Raw genomic sequence first — 14,120 nt, forward strand, 5'->3', positions numbered from 1 at the left:
GGGATCGCCTTAGGGCTGACAGGTGTTTGCCACAAGGTATGGCAGCGCCTGTTAGAGCGAGCGCCGCCCGCGCGGCGCAATCGCGAGCTGCGCTCGCTCCTACGTTTGTTTCGGGCCAATTATTCCTGTGGGATTCGCGCGCGAACGCCTTGGTGCATGCCTCAATATCGCGCCGTACAAACAAGGCGGCCGCGCGCGCCTGTCACAGGCGTTACTGGCCCGAAACAAACGTAGGAGCGAGCGCAGCTCGCGATTGCGCCGCGCGGGCGGCGCTCGATCTCACAGGCGCTTCGTAGCGGTGCGGCTGCTGCCGGGCCAGGCGGGCCTGCACGTCCACCGCTGCGGCCTTGACCTTCTGCGCCCAGTGCTGGTCCTGCGGGCACACCACCACAACGCGGAAACCATGGTCCACGCCTTCCAGCCGCACGCCTTCGGAGTCATCCACATGCAGGTCGATATCGAAGGCCGAAGGCAGTTTGGACGGGGAATGCGCCAGCCCATTCCGCGCCAGTATGTGCTGGTGGCGGTCACTGTTGACCACCCCGTCCACATGAATGCCGTACAGCAGCAACCAACGGCGGATGTACGCTGGGGTGCGCCCGGACGAGGTATAGATCCAGATGCTGCAGCCCTGGCGGCGCAGGTCGCGAATCAGCTCGCGGGTACCGCTGCGCAGGGGCTCACCGAGCCAGCGGTGGACGAAGCCCGGCAACCTGCTGTGCTCGGCGGCCGCGTGCTCAGGCTGGCAGGCCAGGGTGTCGTCGATATCGAACGAAATGCGCACCTGGCCACGCTTGAGCTTGCGCTCGATGGCCTGCCGCCCGCGCTCTATCAGGGTGAACGGTTGCATCAGCGCCCCCCCGCGCAAACAGGCACCGCGGTGGCGCCCAGGAAGAACTTGCCGGGCGCAGGCGCCTTGGCCTCGAGGAACGAGGCGTACTTTTTCTTGATCTTGGGCAGTTCGTACAAAGCCTTGACACCGTGTTTGGCGGAATTACGTATGACCGAGGACGGGTTGAAGTAGCCCTCGGCGTTGTCCAGCGACAGCACGAATGGCGGCAGCCCGGCACGCATCAGCAGGTAGCTGACGATGAGCGAGCCGGTGCGGTTGTTACCTTCGATGAACAGCTGTGGCTTGCTGAGGATACGTACGTACACACCGGCTGCCCGCTTCCAGATCGAATCGCTGCGGTAGGCGCAATACCAGTTATGCAAGTCCTTGATGCCACCTTCCACATTGTTGAAAAAATGCGCTTCGGTCGCCGCCAGGTGCGCCGCGAACTCCACGCGCCGGGCCGGGTCACGGCCACACAGCACCGTGGCATTGATTTCCAGCATCAGGTTCAGCTGTTGCAGGTCGAACAGGTCTATTCCGCGAGCGACATAGTCGTCAATCAGCGCGTAGCCTTCAACCACATTCAGCAGCACCTCGTCGGTGAACGGGTCCCGCGGTTCGGTGAAGTGTTGGCTCAGCTCGGCAAAACGGCCCTGCACCTCGCGCAGAGCGCGCTCTACCGCAGACAGATCTAATCGACGCATCGGTTGCATTGGAAATCCTGGGTAACACTTTAACCAAAGGTTGTGCGGGCGGTGCTGCCACCTCCCTGGTTGCAGCACCGCCCCCTTGTGCAGCGATGGGTCAGCTGAACTTGCCGCTGATATAGTCACTGGTCAGTTGTTCACGCGGGTTCTGGAAGATCTGCGCGGTCGGCCCCATCTCGACCAGGTAGCCGGTACGGGTCCCCTGGGAAATGTCCACCGAGAAGAACGCCGTGGTGTCGGCAACGCGAATCGCCTGCTGCATGTTGTGGGTCACCAGGGCGATGGTGTAGTCCTTCTTCAGCTCGACCATCAGCTCTTCCACGCGGCGGGTGGCAATGGGGTCAAGTGCCGAGCACGGCTCGTCCAGCAGCAGCACTTCCGGCTCGGTAGCGATGGCCCGGGCGATACACAGGCGCTGCTGCTGGCCGCCGGACAACGACAGGCCGCTGACCTTGAGCTTGTCCTTCACTTCGTCCCACAGCGCAGCGCCTTGCAGGGCGTGTTTCACGCGCTCGCCCAGGTCCCCTTTGTAGCGGTTCAGGCGCAGGCCAAAGGCAACGTTGTCGAAAATGCTCATGGAAAACGGGTTGGGCTGCTGGAACACCATGCCGATATAGCGGCGCACCACTACCGGGTCTACGCCCTTGCCATACACATCCTGGCCCAGGAAGTGCACGTGGCCCTCGAAGCGGAAGCCTTTCACCAGGTCGTTCATGCGGTTCAGGCTACGCAGCACGGTGCTCTTGCCGCAGCCGGACGGCCCGATGAAGCCGGTAATCTCGTTCTTGCGGATCGGCACGTGGCTGTCGCGCACGGCCATGAAGTTGCCGTAGAAAATCTTGTCCAGCTTGCAGTCCATGACGATGGGGGTGGCTTCGCTGGCCACGGGAGCGGCACGTTGTGCGGTGGATACGTTCAAGATGGATGCTCCCTGTTCTCAATACTTGGGCTTGCCGAATACACGGCTAAGGATGTTGATGACCAGCACGATCATGACCAGCACCAGCGAGGCCGCCCAGGCGAGCTCCAGCTGGTTGTCGAACGGCATGCCGGAGAAGTTATAGATCAGCACTGCCAGCGAGGCAGTGGGGTTCATCACCGCCAGGTCGCCGTTGTGGTAGATCCAGTAGTTGCTGAACAGCGCGGTGAACAGCAAGGGCGCGGTTTCACCTGCGGCACGGGCCACGGCCAGCATCACGCCGGTGAGAATGGCCGGCAAGCCGGTGGGCAGCACGATCTTGCAGATGACCTGGGCACGGGTGCAGCCCATGCCGTAGGCAGCGTCCTTCATGATCTTGGGTACCATCTTCATCGCCTCTTCGGCGGTCAGTACCACGATGGGCAGCATCAGCACCGCCAGTGCCACCCCGCCTGCCGGTGCCGAATAGGTGCCGGTAGTCATCACCACCAGGGCGTAGGCAAACACACCGGCCAGGATCGATGGCAGGCCGGTGAGCATCTTGGCGGCAAACCTTGCAGCGTTGGCCAGCTTGCTGTCCGGGCCCAGCTCGGCAAGGAACACCGCGGCCAGGATACCCACCGGCACCGCGATGGCGGCAGCGATGCCGACCATGACGAAGGTACCGGCCATGGCGTTGCCGAAGCCGCCGCCCATCTCGAACCCCGTCGGCGGCAGTTCGGTGAACACTTCCAGGTTCAGGCGGGCACCGCCGCGGGTGATCAGCATGTACAGCACGGAAATCAGCGGCACACTGGCCAGCAACGCGGCCAACCAGGCCAGGATGGTCAACACCAGGCTGCGCAAGGCGCGGCCTTCGAGCCGGCGCTGCAGGCTGGGCAGCGCGGCGGCAGGGGTTGTCAGGTTGGTCATTGTTTATTCCCCCGCTGAGCGTAGAGCATGATCATCGAGCCAAGCACGTTCACCAGCAGGGTGATGAACATCAGTACCAGTGCCGCATACATCAGCACTTCGATCTCGTTCGGGCCGGCTTCCGGGAAGTTCAGCGCCAGCAGCGCCGCCAGGGTATTGGCCGGGGCGAACAAGGACACGGAAATGGTGTTGGCATTGCCCACCAGCATGGCCAGCGCCATGGTTTCGCCCAGTGCCCGGCCAAGGCCCAGCACCAGCGAGCCAAAGATACCGGTGGCCGCAGAGGGCACCATCACTTTCAGGATGGCTTCCCAGTGCGTGGTGCCCATGCCGTAGGCGGCCTGCTTGGTTTTCATCGGCACGCTGGTGAGCGCGTCTTGCGAAACGGCCGCAATGGTCGGCAGGATCATGATCGCCAGGACCAGTGCGGCCGGCAGCAGGCCGGGCCCGCTGAGGGAGGTGCCAAAAAACGGAATCCAGCCCAGCTCGCTGTTCAACCAGGTGGTCAGGGGGCGAATGGCCGGGATGACCACATAGATGCCCCACAGGCCATAGACCACGCTGGGGATGGCGGCGAGCAGCTCGACGATGGTGCGGAACACCGCGGCAAGCCTGGCCGGAAGGAAATCCTGGGTGAGGAAAATGGCCATGCTGACGCCGAAGAAACCGGCAATCAACAGGGCGATGAAGGCGCTGTAGAGCGTACCCCAGATCGCGGGCAGAATACCGTACTTGCCTTGGTTGACATCCCAGACACTGCCCAGGAGCACGTCGAAACCGTGCTTTTCAATGCCTGGCAGTGCCTTGCGGCCCACTTCGTAGACCAGCGCGAAAACCAGCGCCAGTACCAGCACCACCCCGATACGGGCAAGCGCACGGAAGGTGCGGTCGACCAGAAAGTCTTTCGTAGACGGTGGCTGGCACGCGGAATCGGGATTATCCGGTATGGCAAAAGGTGTGTTCATGGCGTATTCCGGGACAAGGGACAAACACCCCCGGCATGGCTTCATGCCGCTGCCGGGAGCGCCTGGGTGTTACTGGATGTTTGCAGACGCTTTGCGCACCTGGTCGACAACCGATGGCGGCAGCGGGATGTAGCCCATCGAGTCGGCAATCTTCTGGCCCTGGGTGAGGCCGTACTCGACCATCTCACGCATGGCCTTGGCCTTTGCCGGGTTGCCGTTGTCCTTGCGGAAGATCATCCAGGTGTAGGAGGTGATCGGGTAGGACTTGGCGCCTTCCGGGTCGGGCAGGTTGGCGACCAGGTTTTCCGGCAGTTTCACCGCTGCCAGGGCCTGGGCACCGCTTTCGGCATTCGGCACCACGTACTGGCCAGCCTTGTTTTCCAGGGCAGCGAAGTCCACCTTGGCCAGCTTGGCGAAGCCGTACTCGATGTAGCCAATGGCACCTGGGGTCTGGCGAACGGTAGCGGTCACCCCGTCGTTCTTCGGCGATTTGATGAACTTGTCGGTCGCTGGCCAGTTGACCGTGTTGCCCTCACCCAAGGTGCTCTTGAAGTCGGCGTTGATGGCCGACAGGTGCTTGGTGAACACGGCGTTGGTGCCACTGGAGTCGGCACGTACCACCACGGTGATGGGCAGGTCAGGCAGCTTCATTTGCGGGTTGGCCGCGGCGATTTTCGGGTCGTTCCACTGGGTGATCTTGCCGAGGAAGATGTTCGAGTAAACATCGCGCGGCAACTTCAGGCCCTTGGGGTTGCCGGGCAGGTTGTAAGCCAGGACGATTTCGCCGGCGGTCATCGGCAGCAACTGGACGCCCTCGGCAACCTTGGCGATGTCGGCTTCGCTCATGGCCGAGTCGCTGGCGGCGAAGTCGACGGTCTTGTTCAGGAAGTCCTGAACGCCCGCGCCACTCCCCTTGGATTGGTAATCAACGGTAACGCCCGCTGTGTTCTTGCTGAAATCCTTGAACCAGGTCAGGTAGATCGGTGCCGGGAAGCTGGCGCCGGAACCGGTCAGGCGTACGTTTTCAGCAGCAAATGCAGCGGAAGTGGCGCAAAGCGAAACGGCAACGGCGAGTGCAGCAGACTTCATCAGGCGAATCATCGAAAAGCGCTCCTTGTGATGGCCGGCACACTTTGCATCAGCTGTGTTACAGCTTTGTGACCATTGAAAGGCAGGCCGTTGGTTGATCCTGATTCGGACAGGTGTTTGCCACAAGGTATGCAGCGCCTGTGCGATCGAGCGCCGCCCGCGCGGCGCATCGCGAGCTGCGCTCGCTCCTACGTTTGTTTCGGGCCAGTGAGGCCTGTGAGAGGCGCGCGCGACCGCCTGGTTCATACGACGCGATATTGAGGCATGCGCCAAAGGGTTCGCGCGCAAATCCCCCAGGCATAATTGGCCCGAAAAAAACGTAGGAGCGAGCGCAGCTCGCGATGCGCCGCGCGGGCGGCGCTCGATCTCACAGGCGCTGAAGATACTGCGGCTACCCTTGCCCGAAACCAGAGAATCTCCCACAGGGGCTGTTGTCGTCGATGCGCCCCCGCGGTGCCGCTCGTCCAGTGACCGGCACTCTCTGGCGGGGAGCGTTTCAACCGTTCAGGTACAACTGCAGGAGTGAACACCATGCCACGCGGCGACAAAGGCAAGTACACCGAAAAACAGAAGCGCAAGGCCGAGCACATCGAGCACGCCTATGAGGATAAAGGCCTGGCCAAAGAGGAAGCCGAAGCGCGCGCCTGGGCCACGGTCAACAAGCAATCCGGCGGCGGTGAAAAGCAAGGCGGTTCGGGGAACAGCACCTCTGCCAGCGAGCAGAAAACCGCCCGCGCCGATTCGGCCAGGCGGGCAGCACACACCCGCCACGGGCACGCGCGCGCATCCAGCAGCTCACTGGAAAGCCAGACAAAGGAAAGCCTGCTGAAGGAAGCCCGCAGCAAAGCCATAAAAGGCCGCTCCAGCATGACCAAGGCCGAACTGGTCGCCGCCCTGCGCAAGCACGGCTGATCGCTACCCTCACCCCTTGGTGAAAGCCCACCGTACGTGACTAGACCATGCCGGCGATCTCCGCAGCGTCGGCATCCGGGCAGCGGTTGCGACAGTCACACTCGAATTCCGCCTGGGCTCGGGTGGCAAAGTTCAGGCTCAAACGCACCTTGTCTTGCGTATCGTAGAGGTCGTAACCCTCGCCCAATGCAGCGGGAAAGCCAAGCCGCCGAGGCTGAACCTCTTTTTTCAGCGGCACTGCGGGAACCACAACGAACCGTGTTTGCATGATCATCCCTCTGCGGCCGTGATTTAGTATTAGTACCGCTAGGTGAAAGCATCAAGAAGACTCATGCAATATTTTGGGTCAGCGGTCTGCACGCCGAGGCGTCATTCGCCAGCAATCGCTCTGCACCCGGCGTTTCATCGATGGCACTGATGTTCACTATCACGCCGTTCGCCTGTCGGCCACCCACACCCACCCCTATAATCCCCGGCCAATCCCCCCTCCCGCGCCTGCTACAGGCGTCATCCCTCCTTGGAAGTCAACACCATGCCAAGTGCCAGCCAGGCCCCACGGGGCCGTCCTGAACATAATCAACAGAGTGTGACCCAGCAGTGGCTGGCGATCCTCTCGGTCGCCATTGGCGCCTTCGCCCTGGTCACCAGCGAATTTCTGCCAGTGGGCGTTCTCAACGATGTCGCCAGCGACCTGGGTATCAGTGCAGGCTTCGCCGGCCTGATGGTCACCCTGCCCGGCATCATGGCCGCGCTGGCCGCCCCGGCCATTTCCGTGGGCGTTGGCGCGCTGGACCGGCGCTACCTGCTGATCGGCCTGACGCTGATCATGATCATCGCCAACAGCATCGTCGCCTATGCGGGCGACTTCAGCCTGCTACTGCTCGGCCGGGTGCTGCTGGGTGTCAGCATCGGCGGCTTCTGGGCCACTGCCATCGCCCTCAGCGGGCGCCTGGCCCCTGAGGGCGTTGGCGTGGCCAAGGCCAACTCGATCATCATGGCCGGGGTGACCCTGGCGACGGTGGTGGGCGTGCCGGTAGGCACCTGGCTAAGTGGCCTGCTGGGCTGGCGAATGACCTTCCTGGTGACTGCATTGGTGGGCGTGCCTGTGCTCCTGGCGCAGGTGTTGCTGCTGCCGCGGCTGTTGCCCGAAAAAGCCATTGGTGTGCGCGACCTGCCGGCGCTGTTCATCAACCCGCAAGCGCGTGTTGGCCTGATCGCCGTGCTGTTGATTGGCCTGGCGCATTTTGCCGCCTACACCTATGTAGCGCCGTTCTTCAAACAGAACGCCGGCTTCGACGGCCCGACCATCGGCTCATTGTTGCTGCTGTATGGCGTGGCCGGGTTCATGGGCAATATCTTCGCCGGCTTCGCCGCCAACCGCAGTGTGCGCCATTCGCTGATGCTGGTGGCACTGCTGATCGCCGCCAGCACAGCGCTGTTTCCGTACTTCGCCACCGGCCTGACCGGCGCGGCGATGCTGATTGCGCTGTGGGGGTTCGCCTTCGGCGCGTTCCCGGCCTGCGCCAATATATGGATGTTCGTGGTCGCGCCCAAGGATGTCGAGCGGGGCATGCCGCTGTTCGTGGCCTTGTTCCAGGTGATCATTGCCGTAGGCTCGTTCTTTGGCGGCCAAGTGGTGGACCACATGGGCACCGCAGTGCTCTTGAGCCTGGCCACGGCACTGGTGGGCTGTGGCTTCGTCACCGTGCTGGTGCTGGGGCGCAACGTCAGTAACGGTTTGGCCCAGCAACCCGCGTAAATGGCCGAGCGGGGTTGGCGGCCCTTGCCCCCCCGCATCGGCAAGTTGTCCTCCGTTCAGCTGAACAACCGGGCCAGGCACGCCAGCTTCTTCTTGTAAGAGCGGCGTGCCTCCAGTGCCTGCTCCAGGCTGACTTTCAGAAAGCGTGCCTGCTGATTCGGCTGCATCTGCCCGATAAGGTCGAGGTCGGCGCTGATCACCGTGCCAATCATGGCGTAGCCACCGCCCGATACGGCATCCCGGTGCAGGATGATCGGCTCCAGCCCGGCCGGTACCTGGATCGAGCCGATGGGGTAGCAGCTGTCGACGATGTTGGAAGGGTCCGAACCAGCACCGAACGGTTGCTCCCGTGGCTGGAAACTCAAGGCACTGCCGCCTTTGTAGCGGTAACCGATGCGATCCGCCTCGGAGCCTACCGTCCAGGCTTCGGTGAAGAAGCTTTGCGCAGCAGCTTCGGTCAGCCGGTGAAAATACAACCCCGGCACCACCCGCAGCACCACTTCGCCGCCCAGGGCCTGGCGCAGTGCCATCGGCAGGCTTGCGCCGGCGCGGCCGGTGCCGGTGGGCGTACCGACCGGCAACAGGTCACCGGCCAACAACTTGCGCCCCTGGAAGCCACCCAAGGCCCCAAGCGCGTAGGTCGATCGGCTACCCAGCACCTCGGCCACATCAATACCCCCCGCCACTGCCAGGTAGGCCCGCGCCCCCGCCGTCGGGAAGCTGAAACGCAGCACCTGCCCGGCGCGCACGGCAAATGCCGTGTCGGGCCGCTGCTCGCGGCCATCGAGCAAGGCGGGCATCTGTGCACCACACACTGCCACCAGCGCATCTGCCTGGAACTCAAGTTCAGGGCCGACCAGCGCACATTCCAGGCCGGCAGCGCCCGGCGGGTTGCCCACCAGGTAATTGGCTGCGCTCAGGGCATACTGGTCGAGCGCGCCAGATGGCGGAATGCCCAGGTGGTAATAGCCTTCGCGGCCCAGGTCCTGCACGGAGGTCGCCAGGCCCGGTTTGAGTACCTTGATCATGCCAGCACCTCCTGCAGCGATTTGGGGTAGCCGACCGGGTCGGCAAGGAATGCGTCCAGGGAAAACACCACCGGGCGAATGCGCAGGTCGAAACGGCCCTCCTCCACCTCAGCCACTGCCTGGTCATACGCGCGGCGGTCGATGGGTTTGAATTGCACGATGTCACCTGGGCGGAAGAACACCATGTGCTCCTTCAGGTAGCTCAAGGTCTGTTGCGGGTCGTAGATCGGTGCCGGGGTGACGCCGAACATCTGGTAACCGCCCGCGCCGCGCACCGAATAGATGCAACCGAAACAACCGCCATGGCCCAGGGTCAGGCGGGGCGTGTCGGTACGCGGCCGCAGGTACTTGGGCACTTGCAATTGCCGCTGGCGCTCGACCATCTGGAACATGAACGGCAGGCCAGCGACGAAGCCGACCATGGAAACGAACCACGGTGCACCGCTGTGCGCGGCAATGAACGCGTCGACATCGGCCAGGCCATTGATGCGGGCCGCGTACTCCAGGTCGGTGCTGGCCGGGTCCTGGTGGCGGTCACGGAAGCGCATCAAGGTTTCGTGGGTCCAGGGGTCGTTGTACAGCACCGGAATCTCGATGATGCGGGTATGCAACGAACGCTCGGCCACCGCCTGCGCTTCGGCGCCGCGCACCGCTGCCAGCAGGGCATCGGGGGCGATGCGGTCGGGGTCGAAACGCACCTGGAACGACGCATTGGCCAGGCACACATCCAGCACGCCGTCCAGCGCCAGGCGCTGTACCGCACGGGTGACGGCCATACCTTTGAAGAAGGCTTCCAGCGACATGCTCTCGCTGACCTCGGCAAACAGGTGCTCGTCGGCGCCGAAGCTGTAGCGGATAGGCGTTGTAGCAAGCGATTCGGCCATGACTGTTCCTTTTCTTGAAATCTTTATAGAAAGGCAGGCGAAAACAACATGATCAGGCTCCGGCCTGTGGCTGCCGGATGCCAGCGTCAGCGCGGTGCACGCACCACGATGCCAGCCTGGTCCAGCGCCTTGCGCGTGGCCTCGACCAGGTCGAGGGCGCCCGGCGTATCACTGTGCAGGCAAATGGAATCGAACTCGATGGCCAGGTCCTGGCCCTCGACGGTGCGCACCACACCTTGCCGGCAAGCCCGCAGTACACGCTCGGCGACTGCCAAAGGCTGGTAGCCCCTTACGTTACGGGTGAACACGATCGAGCCGCTCAGGTCGTACTCGCGGTCGGCATAGAACTCGCGCACCACCGGCTGGCCAAGCTCCTGGGCAATGCGGCAGATCACCGAGCCGGGCATGCAGAACAGCAATAACTGCGGTTCGATCAGCCGCAGGTTTTCCACCAGCAAGCGTGCAGCTTGCTCGTCACGGGCCAGGTGCATGTAAAGCGCCCCGTGGGGTTTGATGTGCTGCAGGCTCACGCCCTGGGCCCGGGCGATTTCACGCAGCGCCCCGAGCTGGTAAAGCATGTCGTCGACCAGTTCCTGCGCCGATGCGTTGATGTGCCGGCGACCGAAACCGACCAGGTCGCGGAACCCCGGGTGTGCCCCCACGGCAACCCCCAGGGCCTTGGCCCGCTCCACCGTACGGCGCATGGTGCCGGGGTCGCCGGCATGAAAACCGGTGGCGATATTGGCGCTGCTGATGTAACCCATCAGCTCGTTATCCACGCCGTCGCCAATGGTCCACGGGCCAAAGCCCTCGCCCATGTCCGAGTTGAAATCCACTGCTTGCATGACCGTATCTCCCTGGCGCTTGTGGCTGCATGCAAGCCACGTTAGATTCTCCCCTACCCCTTGGGAAGATCTATAAACAGAATGGGTGTCTTCGGAAAAACAGATACCCCGGGAGCCTGCCGTGTCACTTACCTTGCGCCAGGTGCGCTACTTTGTCGCCACTGCCGAAATCGGCCAGATCTCCCAGGCCGCCATCCACCTCAATATTTCCCAGTCGGCGGTCACCACGGCAATCAAAGAGCTGGAGGCCATGCTCGGCGTGCTGCTGTTCCAGCGCTCCGCCCAGGGCATGAACCTGACCGAAGCCGGCCGGCACTTCCTCAACCGCGCCTACGTCATCCTGCGCAGCGTCGACGATGCGCTGAACAGCCCGTTGCCGGACATACGCGCCAGCGGCCTGTTGCGCCTGGCAGCCAGCTACACGGTAATCGGCTACTTCCTGCCGCACCACTTGCAGCGCCTGGAGCACTGGCACCCCGACGTGACCCTGGAACTTTACGAACAGGAGCGCAGTGCCATCGAGCAAGGGCTGCTGGAGGGGCGCTTCGACATGGCGGTGGTGCTGACCGCCAACCTGACCCACCCGGCTATCGTTTCAGAAACGCTGTTCAACTCCGAGCGCCGCCTATGGCTGCCCGCGCACCACCCCCTGTGCGAACGCTCGGCCGTGAGCCTGGCCGATGTCGCCACAGAGCCGTTCATTTTGTTGACCGTGGACGAAGCCGAGCAAAGCGCCATGCGCTATTGGCAGCAGGCCGGGCAACGGCCCAGCGTGCGCGTGCGCACCAGTTCGGTGGAGGCGGTGCGCAGCATGGTCGCCAATGGCAGTGGCGTAGCGATCTTGTCAGACCTGGTGCACCGGCCATGGTCGCTGGAGGGCAAGCGCATCGAAACAGTCACCATCAGCGACCCGGTAGCGCCCATGAGCGTGGGGCTGGCCTGGCACCGCGAGCGGGCGTTCAGCCCGGCGATGCAGGCTTTGCGCAATTACTTCCACGGCGCCTTCCTGGCACCGCAGCAGTGGGCTGCACGGCGCTGAGCACGCTGTGCCAGGCATTTCGTGCAGGCCCTGGCTCCCAGCCGAACGATCCGACCGCTCTGCCGTCATAACCTGAGCCGGTGCCGACACGCAAAGAGGACGCGAAATGACCCAGCCCGACCCTGCATACGTGAAATGGCTCGAAGCGCGCGCCATGCTCAAGGCTTCCCAGGAGCGCGCCAGCCTGTACTCAGGCCAGTCGCGCCTGTGGCAACAACCCTACGCCGAGGCACAGCCCCGCCGGGCCACGGAAATCGCCTCGGTCTGGCTGACCGTTTACCCCGATGCCATCATCGCCCCAGAGGGCTGCTCGGTGCTCGGTGCCCTGGCCCATGAAGCCTTGTGGAAGCGCCTGTCGGAAATCGGCATTCAAGGCCTGCACACCGGGCCGATCAAGCTGTCTGGCGGTATTCGCGACCGCGAGCTCACACCTAGCGTAGACGGCAACTTCGACCGCATCAGCTTCGATATCGACCCGCTCTATGGCAGCGAGCCGGAGTTGATCCAGATGAGCCGCATGGCCGCCGCGCACAATGCGGTGACCATCGACGACCTGATCCCCTCGCACACCGGCAAGGGCGCCGACTTCCGCCTGGCGGAAATGGCCTACGGCGCCTACCCGGGGCTGTACCACATGGTGGAGATACGCGAGGAAGACTGGCACTTGCTGCCCGAGGTGCCACCCGGACGTGACTCGGCCAACCTGCTGCCCGCACAGTGCGACGAGCTCAAGGCACGCCATCACATCGTCGGGCAGTTGCAGCGAGTGATTTTCTTCGAGCCGGGGGTCAAGGAAACCGACTGGAGCGCCACCCCACCGGTCACCGGTGTCGACGGCAAGACCCGGCGTTGGGTCTACCTGCACTACTTCAAAGATGGCCAACCGTCGCTGAACTGGCTGGACCCCACCTTTGCCGCCCAGCAGATGATCATCGGCGACGCCCTGCATGCCCTGGATTGCCTGGGTGCACGTGGCCTGCGCCTGGATGCCAACGGTTTTCTCGGGGTGGAAACCCGTGCCAGTGGCACCGCCTGGTCGGAAAGCCACCCGCTGTCGCTGGTCGGCAACCAATTGATCGGTGGCATGATCCGCAAGGCCGGCGGCTTCAGTTTCCAGGAACTGAACCTGACCCTCGATGACATTGCGCAAATGTCCAAGGGCGGTGCCGACCTGTCCTACGACTTCGTCACCCGGCCCGCCTACCAACATGCCTTGCTGACCGGCGACACCGAGTTCCTGCGCCTGATGCTCAAGGAAATGCACGCCTTCGGCATCGACCCGGCCTCACTGATCCATGCCCTGCAGAACCACGACGAACTGACCGTGGAGCTGGTGCACTTCTGGACCCTGCATGCCCATGACATGTACCTGTACAAGGGCCAGACATTACCCGGCAACATCCTGCGCGAGCACATCCGCGAAGAAATCTACGAACGCCTGTCGGGCGAGCATGCGCCCTACAACCTACGCTTCGTCACCAATGGCATCGCCTGCACCACCGCCAGCCTCATCACTGCGGCACTGGGCATCCGCGACCTCGACCAAATAGGCCCGGCGGACATCGAGCAGATCCAGAAACTGCACCTGCTGCTGGTCATGTACAACGCCATGCAGCCAGGTGTGGTGGCGCTGTCGGGCTGGGACATGGTCGGCGCCCTGCCCTTGCCAGGCGAAGCCGTGGCCGAGCGCATGCTCGACGGCGATACCCGCTGGATTCACCGCGGCGGCTACGACCTGGCCGGGCTCGACCCGCAAGCGGACACGTCAGTGCGCGGCATGCCGCGGGCGCGGGCGCTGTATGGCAGCCTCGACAGCCAACTGGACAACCCTGACTCTTTCGCCTGCAAGGTGAAAAAACTGCTCGCGGTGCGCCAGGCCTACGGCATTGCCACCAGCCGCCAGGTGCTGGTGCCGGAGGTCAGCAGCCCTGGGTTGCTGGTCATGGTGCATGAGCTACCGGCGGGGCGCGGCATCCAGATCAGTGCGTTGAACTTCAGCCAGGAGGTGATCGCCGAGGAGCTACTGCTAACGGGCTTCACGCCAGGGCCGGTGGTGGACATGATCAACGAAACGGTAGAAGGCGACCTGACTGAGGATGGCCGTTTGCTGGTGAACCTGGACCCGTACGAAGCGCTGTGCCTGCGCATCGTCAACAGCACCGGGCATGTGTGAGCCGGCCAGCGCCCTGCGTGTGCCCGGCCGCATGCCTGGGCAGCACCAGGGCG

General features: G+C 63.5%; 14 protein-coding genes. 4 read left to right on the top strand and 10 right to left on the bottom strand.

What is annotated here, in order from left to right; translation table 11 throughout:
- Positions 1-211: 211 nt before the first annotated feature.
- From FPB55_RS13705 to pstS, 6 genes are all read right to left on the bottom strand, one after another.
- On the bottom strand, positions 212-850 hold the full coding sequence (locus FPB55_RS13705; protein WP_238706586.1) for an HAD family hydrolase: 639 nt from the start codon (positions 848-850) through the stop codon (positions 212-214).
- Positions 850-1,548: a hypothetical protein gene (locus FPB55_RS13710; RefSeq protein WP_125855743.1), complete on the bottom strand. Its 699-nt coding sequence runs from the start codon at positions 1,546-1,548 to the stop codon at positions 850-852. The genes FPB55_RS13705 and FPB55_RS13710 overlap by 1 nt, the downstream gene beginning before the upstream one ends.
- Before the next feature lie 91 nt (positions 1,549-1,639).
- Complete coding sequence (gene pstB, locus FPB55_RS13715) at positions 1,640-2,401, bottom strand: phosphate ABC transporter ATP-binding protein PstB (RefSeq protein WP_238706640.1); 762 nt, start codon at positions 2,399-2,401, stop codon at positions 1,640-1,642.
- A 78-nt stretch (positions 2,402-2,479) separates the two neighbouring features.
- Positions 2,480-3,373: a phosphate ABC transporter permease PstA gene (pstA, locus tag FPB55_RS13720; RefSeq protein ID WP_009681761.1), complete on the bottom strand. Its 894-nt coding sequence runs from the start codon at positions 3,371-3,373 to the stop codon at positions 2,480-2,482.
- Entirely contained in the window at positions 3,370-4,338 is a 969-nt protein-coding gene (pstC, locus tag FPB55_RS13725; RefSeq protein ID WP_009681760.1) for a phosphate ABC transporter permease subunit PstC, read from the bottom strand. The genes pstA and pstC overlap by 4 nt, the downstream gene beginning before the upstream one ends.
- 69 nt (positions 4,339-4,407) lie before the next feature.
- Positions 4,408-5,439 carry a phosphate ABC transporter substrate-binding protein PstS gene (gene pstS, locus FPB55_RS13730; RefSeq protein ID WP_054904403.1) on the bottom strand — a complete coding sequence of 344 codons (1,032 nt, stop codon included), beginning with the start codon at positions 5,437-5,439 and terminating at the stop codon, positions 4,408-4,410.
- 519 nt (positions 5,440-5,958) lie between these two features.
- On the opposite strand from pstS, the gene FPB55_RS13735 reads away from it, so the two are divergent.
- Entirely contained in the window at positions 5,959-6,339 is a 381-nt protein-coding gene (locus FPB55_RS13735) for a termination factor Rho (protein ID WP_115294299.1), read from the top strand.
- Between the two features lie 40 nt (positions 6,340-6,379).
- On the opposite strand, the gene FPB55_RS13740 is transcribed toward FPB55_RS13735, so the two are convergent.
- Positions 6,380-6,613, bottom strand: a complete 234-nt coding sequence (locus FPB55_RS13740) for a hypothetical protein (RefSeq protein ID WP_009682142.1) — start codon at positions 6,611-6,613, stop codon at positions 6,380-6,382.
- Positions 6,614-6,871: 258 nt separating this feature from the next.
- On the opposite strand from FPB55_RS13740, the gene FPB55_RS13745 reads away from it, so the two are divergent.
- Positions 6,872-8,098: an MFS transporter gene (locus tag FPB55_RS13745; protein ID WP_110676015.1), complete on the top strand. Its 1,227-nt coding sequence runs from the start codon at positions 6,872-6,874 to the stop codon at positions 8,096-8,098.
- Positions 8,099-8,154: 56 nt separating this feature from the next.
- On the opposite strand, the gene FPB55_RS13750 is transcribed toward FPB55_RS13745, so the two are convergent.
- From FPB55_RS13750 to FPB55_RS13760, 3 genes are all read right to left on the bottom strand, one after another.
- Entirely contained in the window at positions 8,155-9,126 is a 972-nt protein-coding gene (locus FPB55_RS13750) for a biotin-dependent carboxyltransferase family protein (protein WP_054913054.1), read from the bottom strand.
- Positions 9,123-10,010 carry an allophanate hydrolase subunit 1 gene (locus tag FPB55_RS13755; RefSeq protein WP_054904401.1) on the bottom strand — a complete coding sequence of 296 codons (888 nt, stop codon included), beginning with the start codon at positions 10,008-10,010 and terminating at the stop codon, positions 9,123-9,125. Before FPB55_RS13755 ends, FPB55_RS13750 begins: the two co-directional genes overlap by 4 nt.
- Positions 10,011-10,096: 86 nt before the next feature.
- Complete coding sequence (locus FPB55_RS13760; RefSeq protein WP_009682146.1) at positions 10,097-10,855, bottom strand: 5-oxoprolinase subunit PxpA; 759 nt, start codon at positions 10,853-10,855, stop codon at positions 10,097-10,099.
- Between the two features lie 121 nt (positions 10,856-10,976).
- On the opposite strand from FPB55_RS13760, the gene FPB55_RS13765 reads away from it, so the two are divergent.
- Together FPB55_RS13765 and treS are read left to right on the top strand one after the other, a co-directional pair.
- Positions 10,977-11,894, top strand: coding sequence for a LysR family transcriptional regulator (locus FPB55_RS13765; protein WP_009682147.1), 918 nt, complete (start codon positions 10,977-10,979; stop codon positions 11,892-11,894).
- Between the two features lie 106 nt (positions 11,895-12,000).
- On the top strand, positions 12,001-14,067 hold the full coding sequence (gene treS / locus FPB55_RS13770) for a maltose alpha-D-glucosyltransferase (RefSeq protein ID WP_144188435.1): 2,067 nt from the start codon (positions 12,001-12,003) through the stop codon (positions 14,065-14,067).
- Positions 14,068-14,120: the final 53 nt, after the last annotated feature.

Origin of the sequence: Pseudomonas sp. BJP69, assembly GCF_007633355.1 — a bacterium.
In the GTDB taxonomy this organism is placed as follows: domain Bacteria; phylum Pseudomonadota; class Gammaproteobacteria; order Pseudomonadales; family Pseudomonadaceae; genus Aquipseudomonas; species Aquipseudomonas juntendi.

Bases quoted from the DNA above. Each gene is read 5' to 3' on its own strand.
- FPB55_RS13745 (WP_110676015.1), top strand. From the start codon at position 6,872: ATGCCAAGTGCCAGCCAGGCCCCACGGGGCCGTCCTGAACATAATCAA.
- pstC (WP_009681760.1), bottom strand. From the start codon at position 4,338: ATGAACACACCTTTTGCCATACCGGATAATCCCGATTCCGCGTGCCAG.
- pstA (WP_009681761.1), bottom strand. From the start codon at position 3,373: ATGACCAACCTGACAACCCCTGCCGCCGCGCTGCCCAGCCTGCAGCGC.
- FPB55_RS13750 (WP_054913054.1), bottom strand. From the start codon at position 9,126: ATGATCAAGGTACTCAAACCGGGCCTGGCGACCTCCGTGCAGGACCTG.
- FPB55_RS13710 (WP_125855743.1), bottom strand. From the start codon at position 1,548: ATGCAACCGATGCGTCGATTAGATCTGTCTGCGGTAGAGCGCGCTCTG.
- pstS (WP_054904403.1), bottom strand. From the start codon at position 5,439: ATGATTCGCCTGATGAAGTCTGCTGCACTCGCCGTTGCCGTTTCGCTT.
- FPB55_RS13755 (WP_054904401.1), bottom strand. From the start codon at position 10,010: ATGGCCGAATCGCTTGCTACAACGCCTATCCGCTACAGCTTCGGCGCC.
- FPB55_RS13705 (WP_238706586.1), bottom strand. From the start codon at position 850: ATGCAACCGTTCACCCTGATAGAGCGCGGGCGGCAGGCCATCGAGCGC.
- pstB (WP_238706640.1), bottom strand. From the start codon at position 2,401: ATGGACTGCAAGCTGGACAAGATTTTCTACGGCAACTTCATGGCCGTG.
- treS (WP_144188435.1), top strand. From the start codon at position 12,001: ATGACCCAGCCCGACCCTGCATACGTGAAATGGCTCGAAGCGCGCGCC.
- FPB55_RS13740 (WP_009682142.1), bottom strand. From the start codon at position 6,613: ATGATCATGCAAACACGGTTCGTTGTGGTTCCCGCAGTGCCGCTGAAA.
- FPB55_RS13760 (WP_009682146.1), bottom strand. From the start codon at position 10,855: ATGCAAGCAGTGGATTTCAACTCGGACATGGGCGAGGGCTTTGGCCCG.
- FPB55_RS13735 (WP_115294299.1), top strand. From the start codon at position 5,959: ATGCCACGCGGCGACAAAGGCAAGTACACCGAAAAACAGAAGCGCAAG.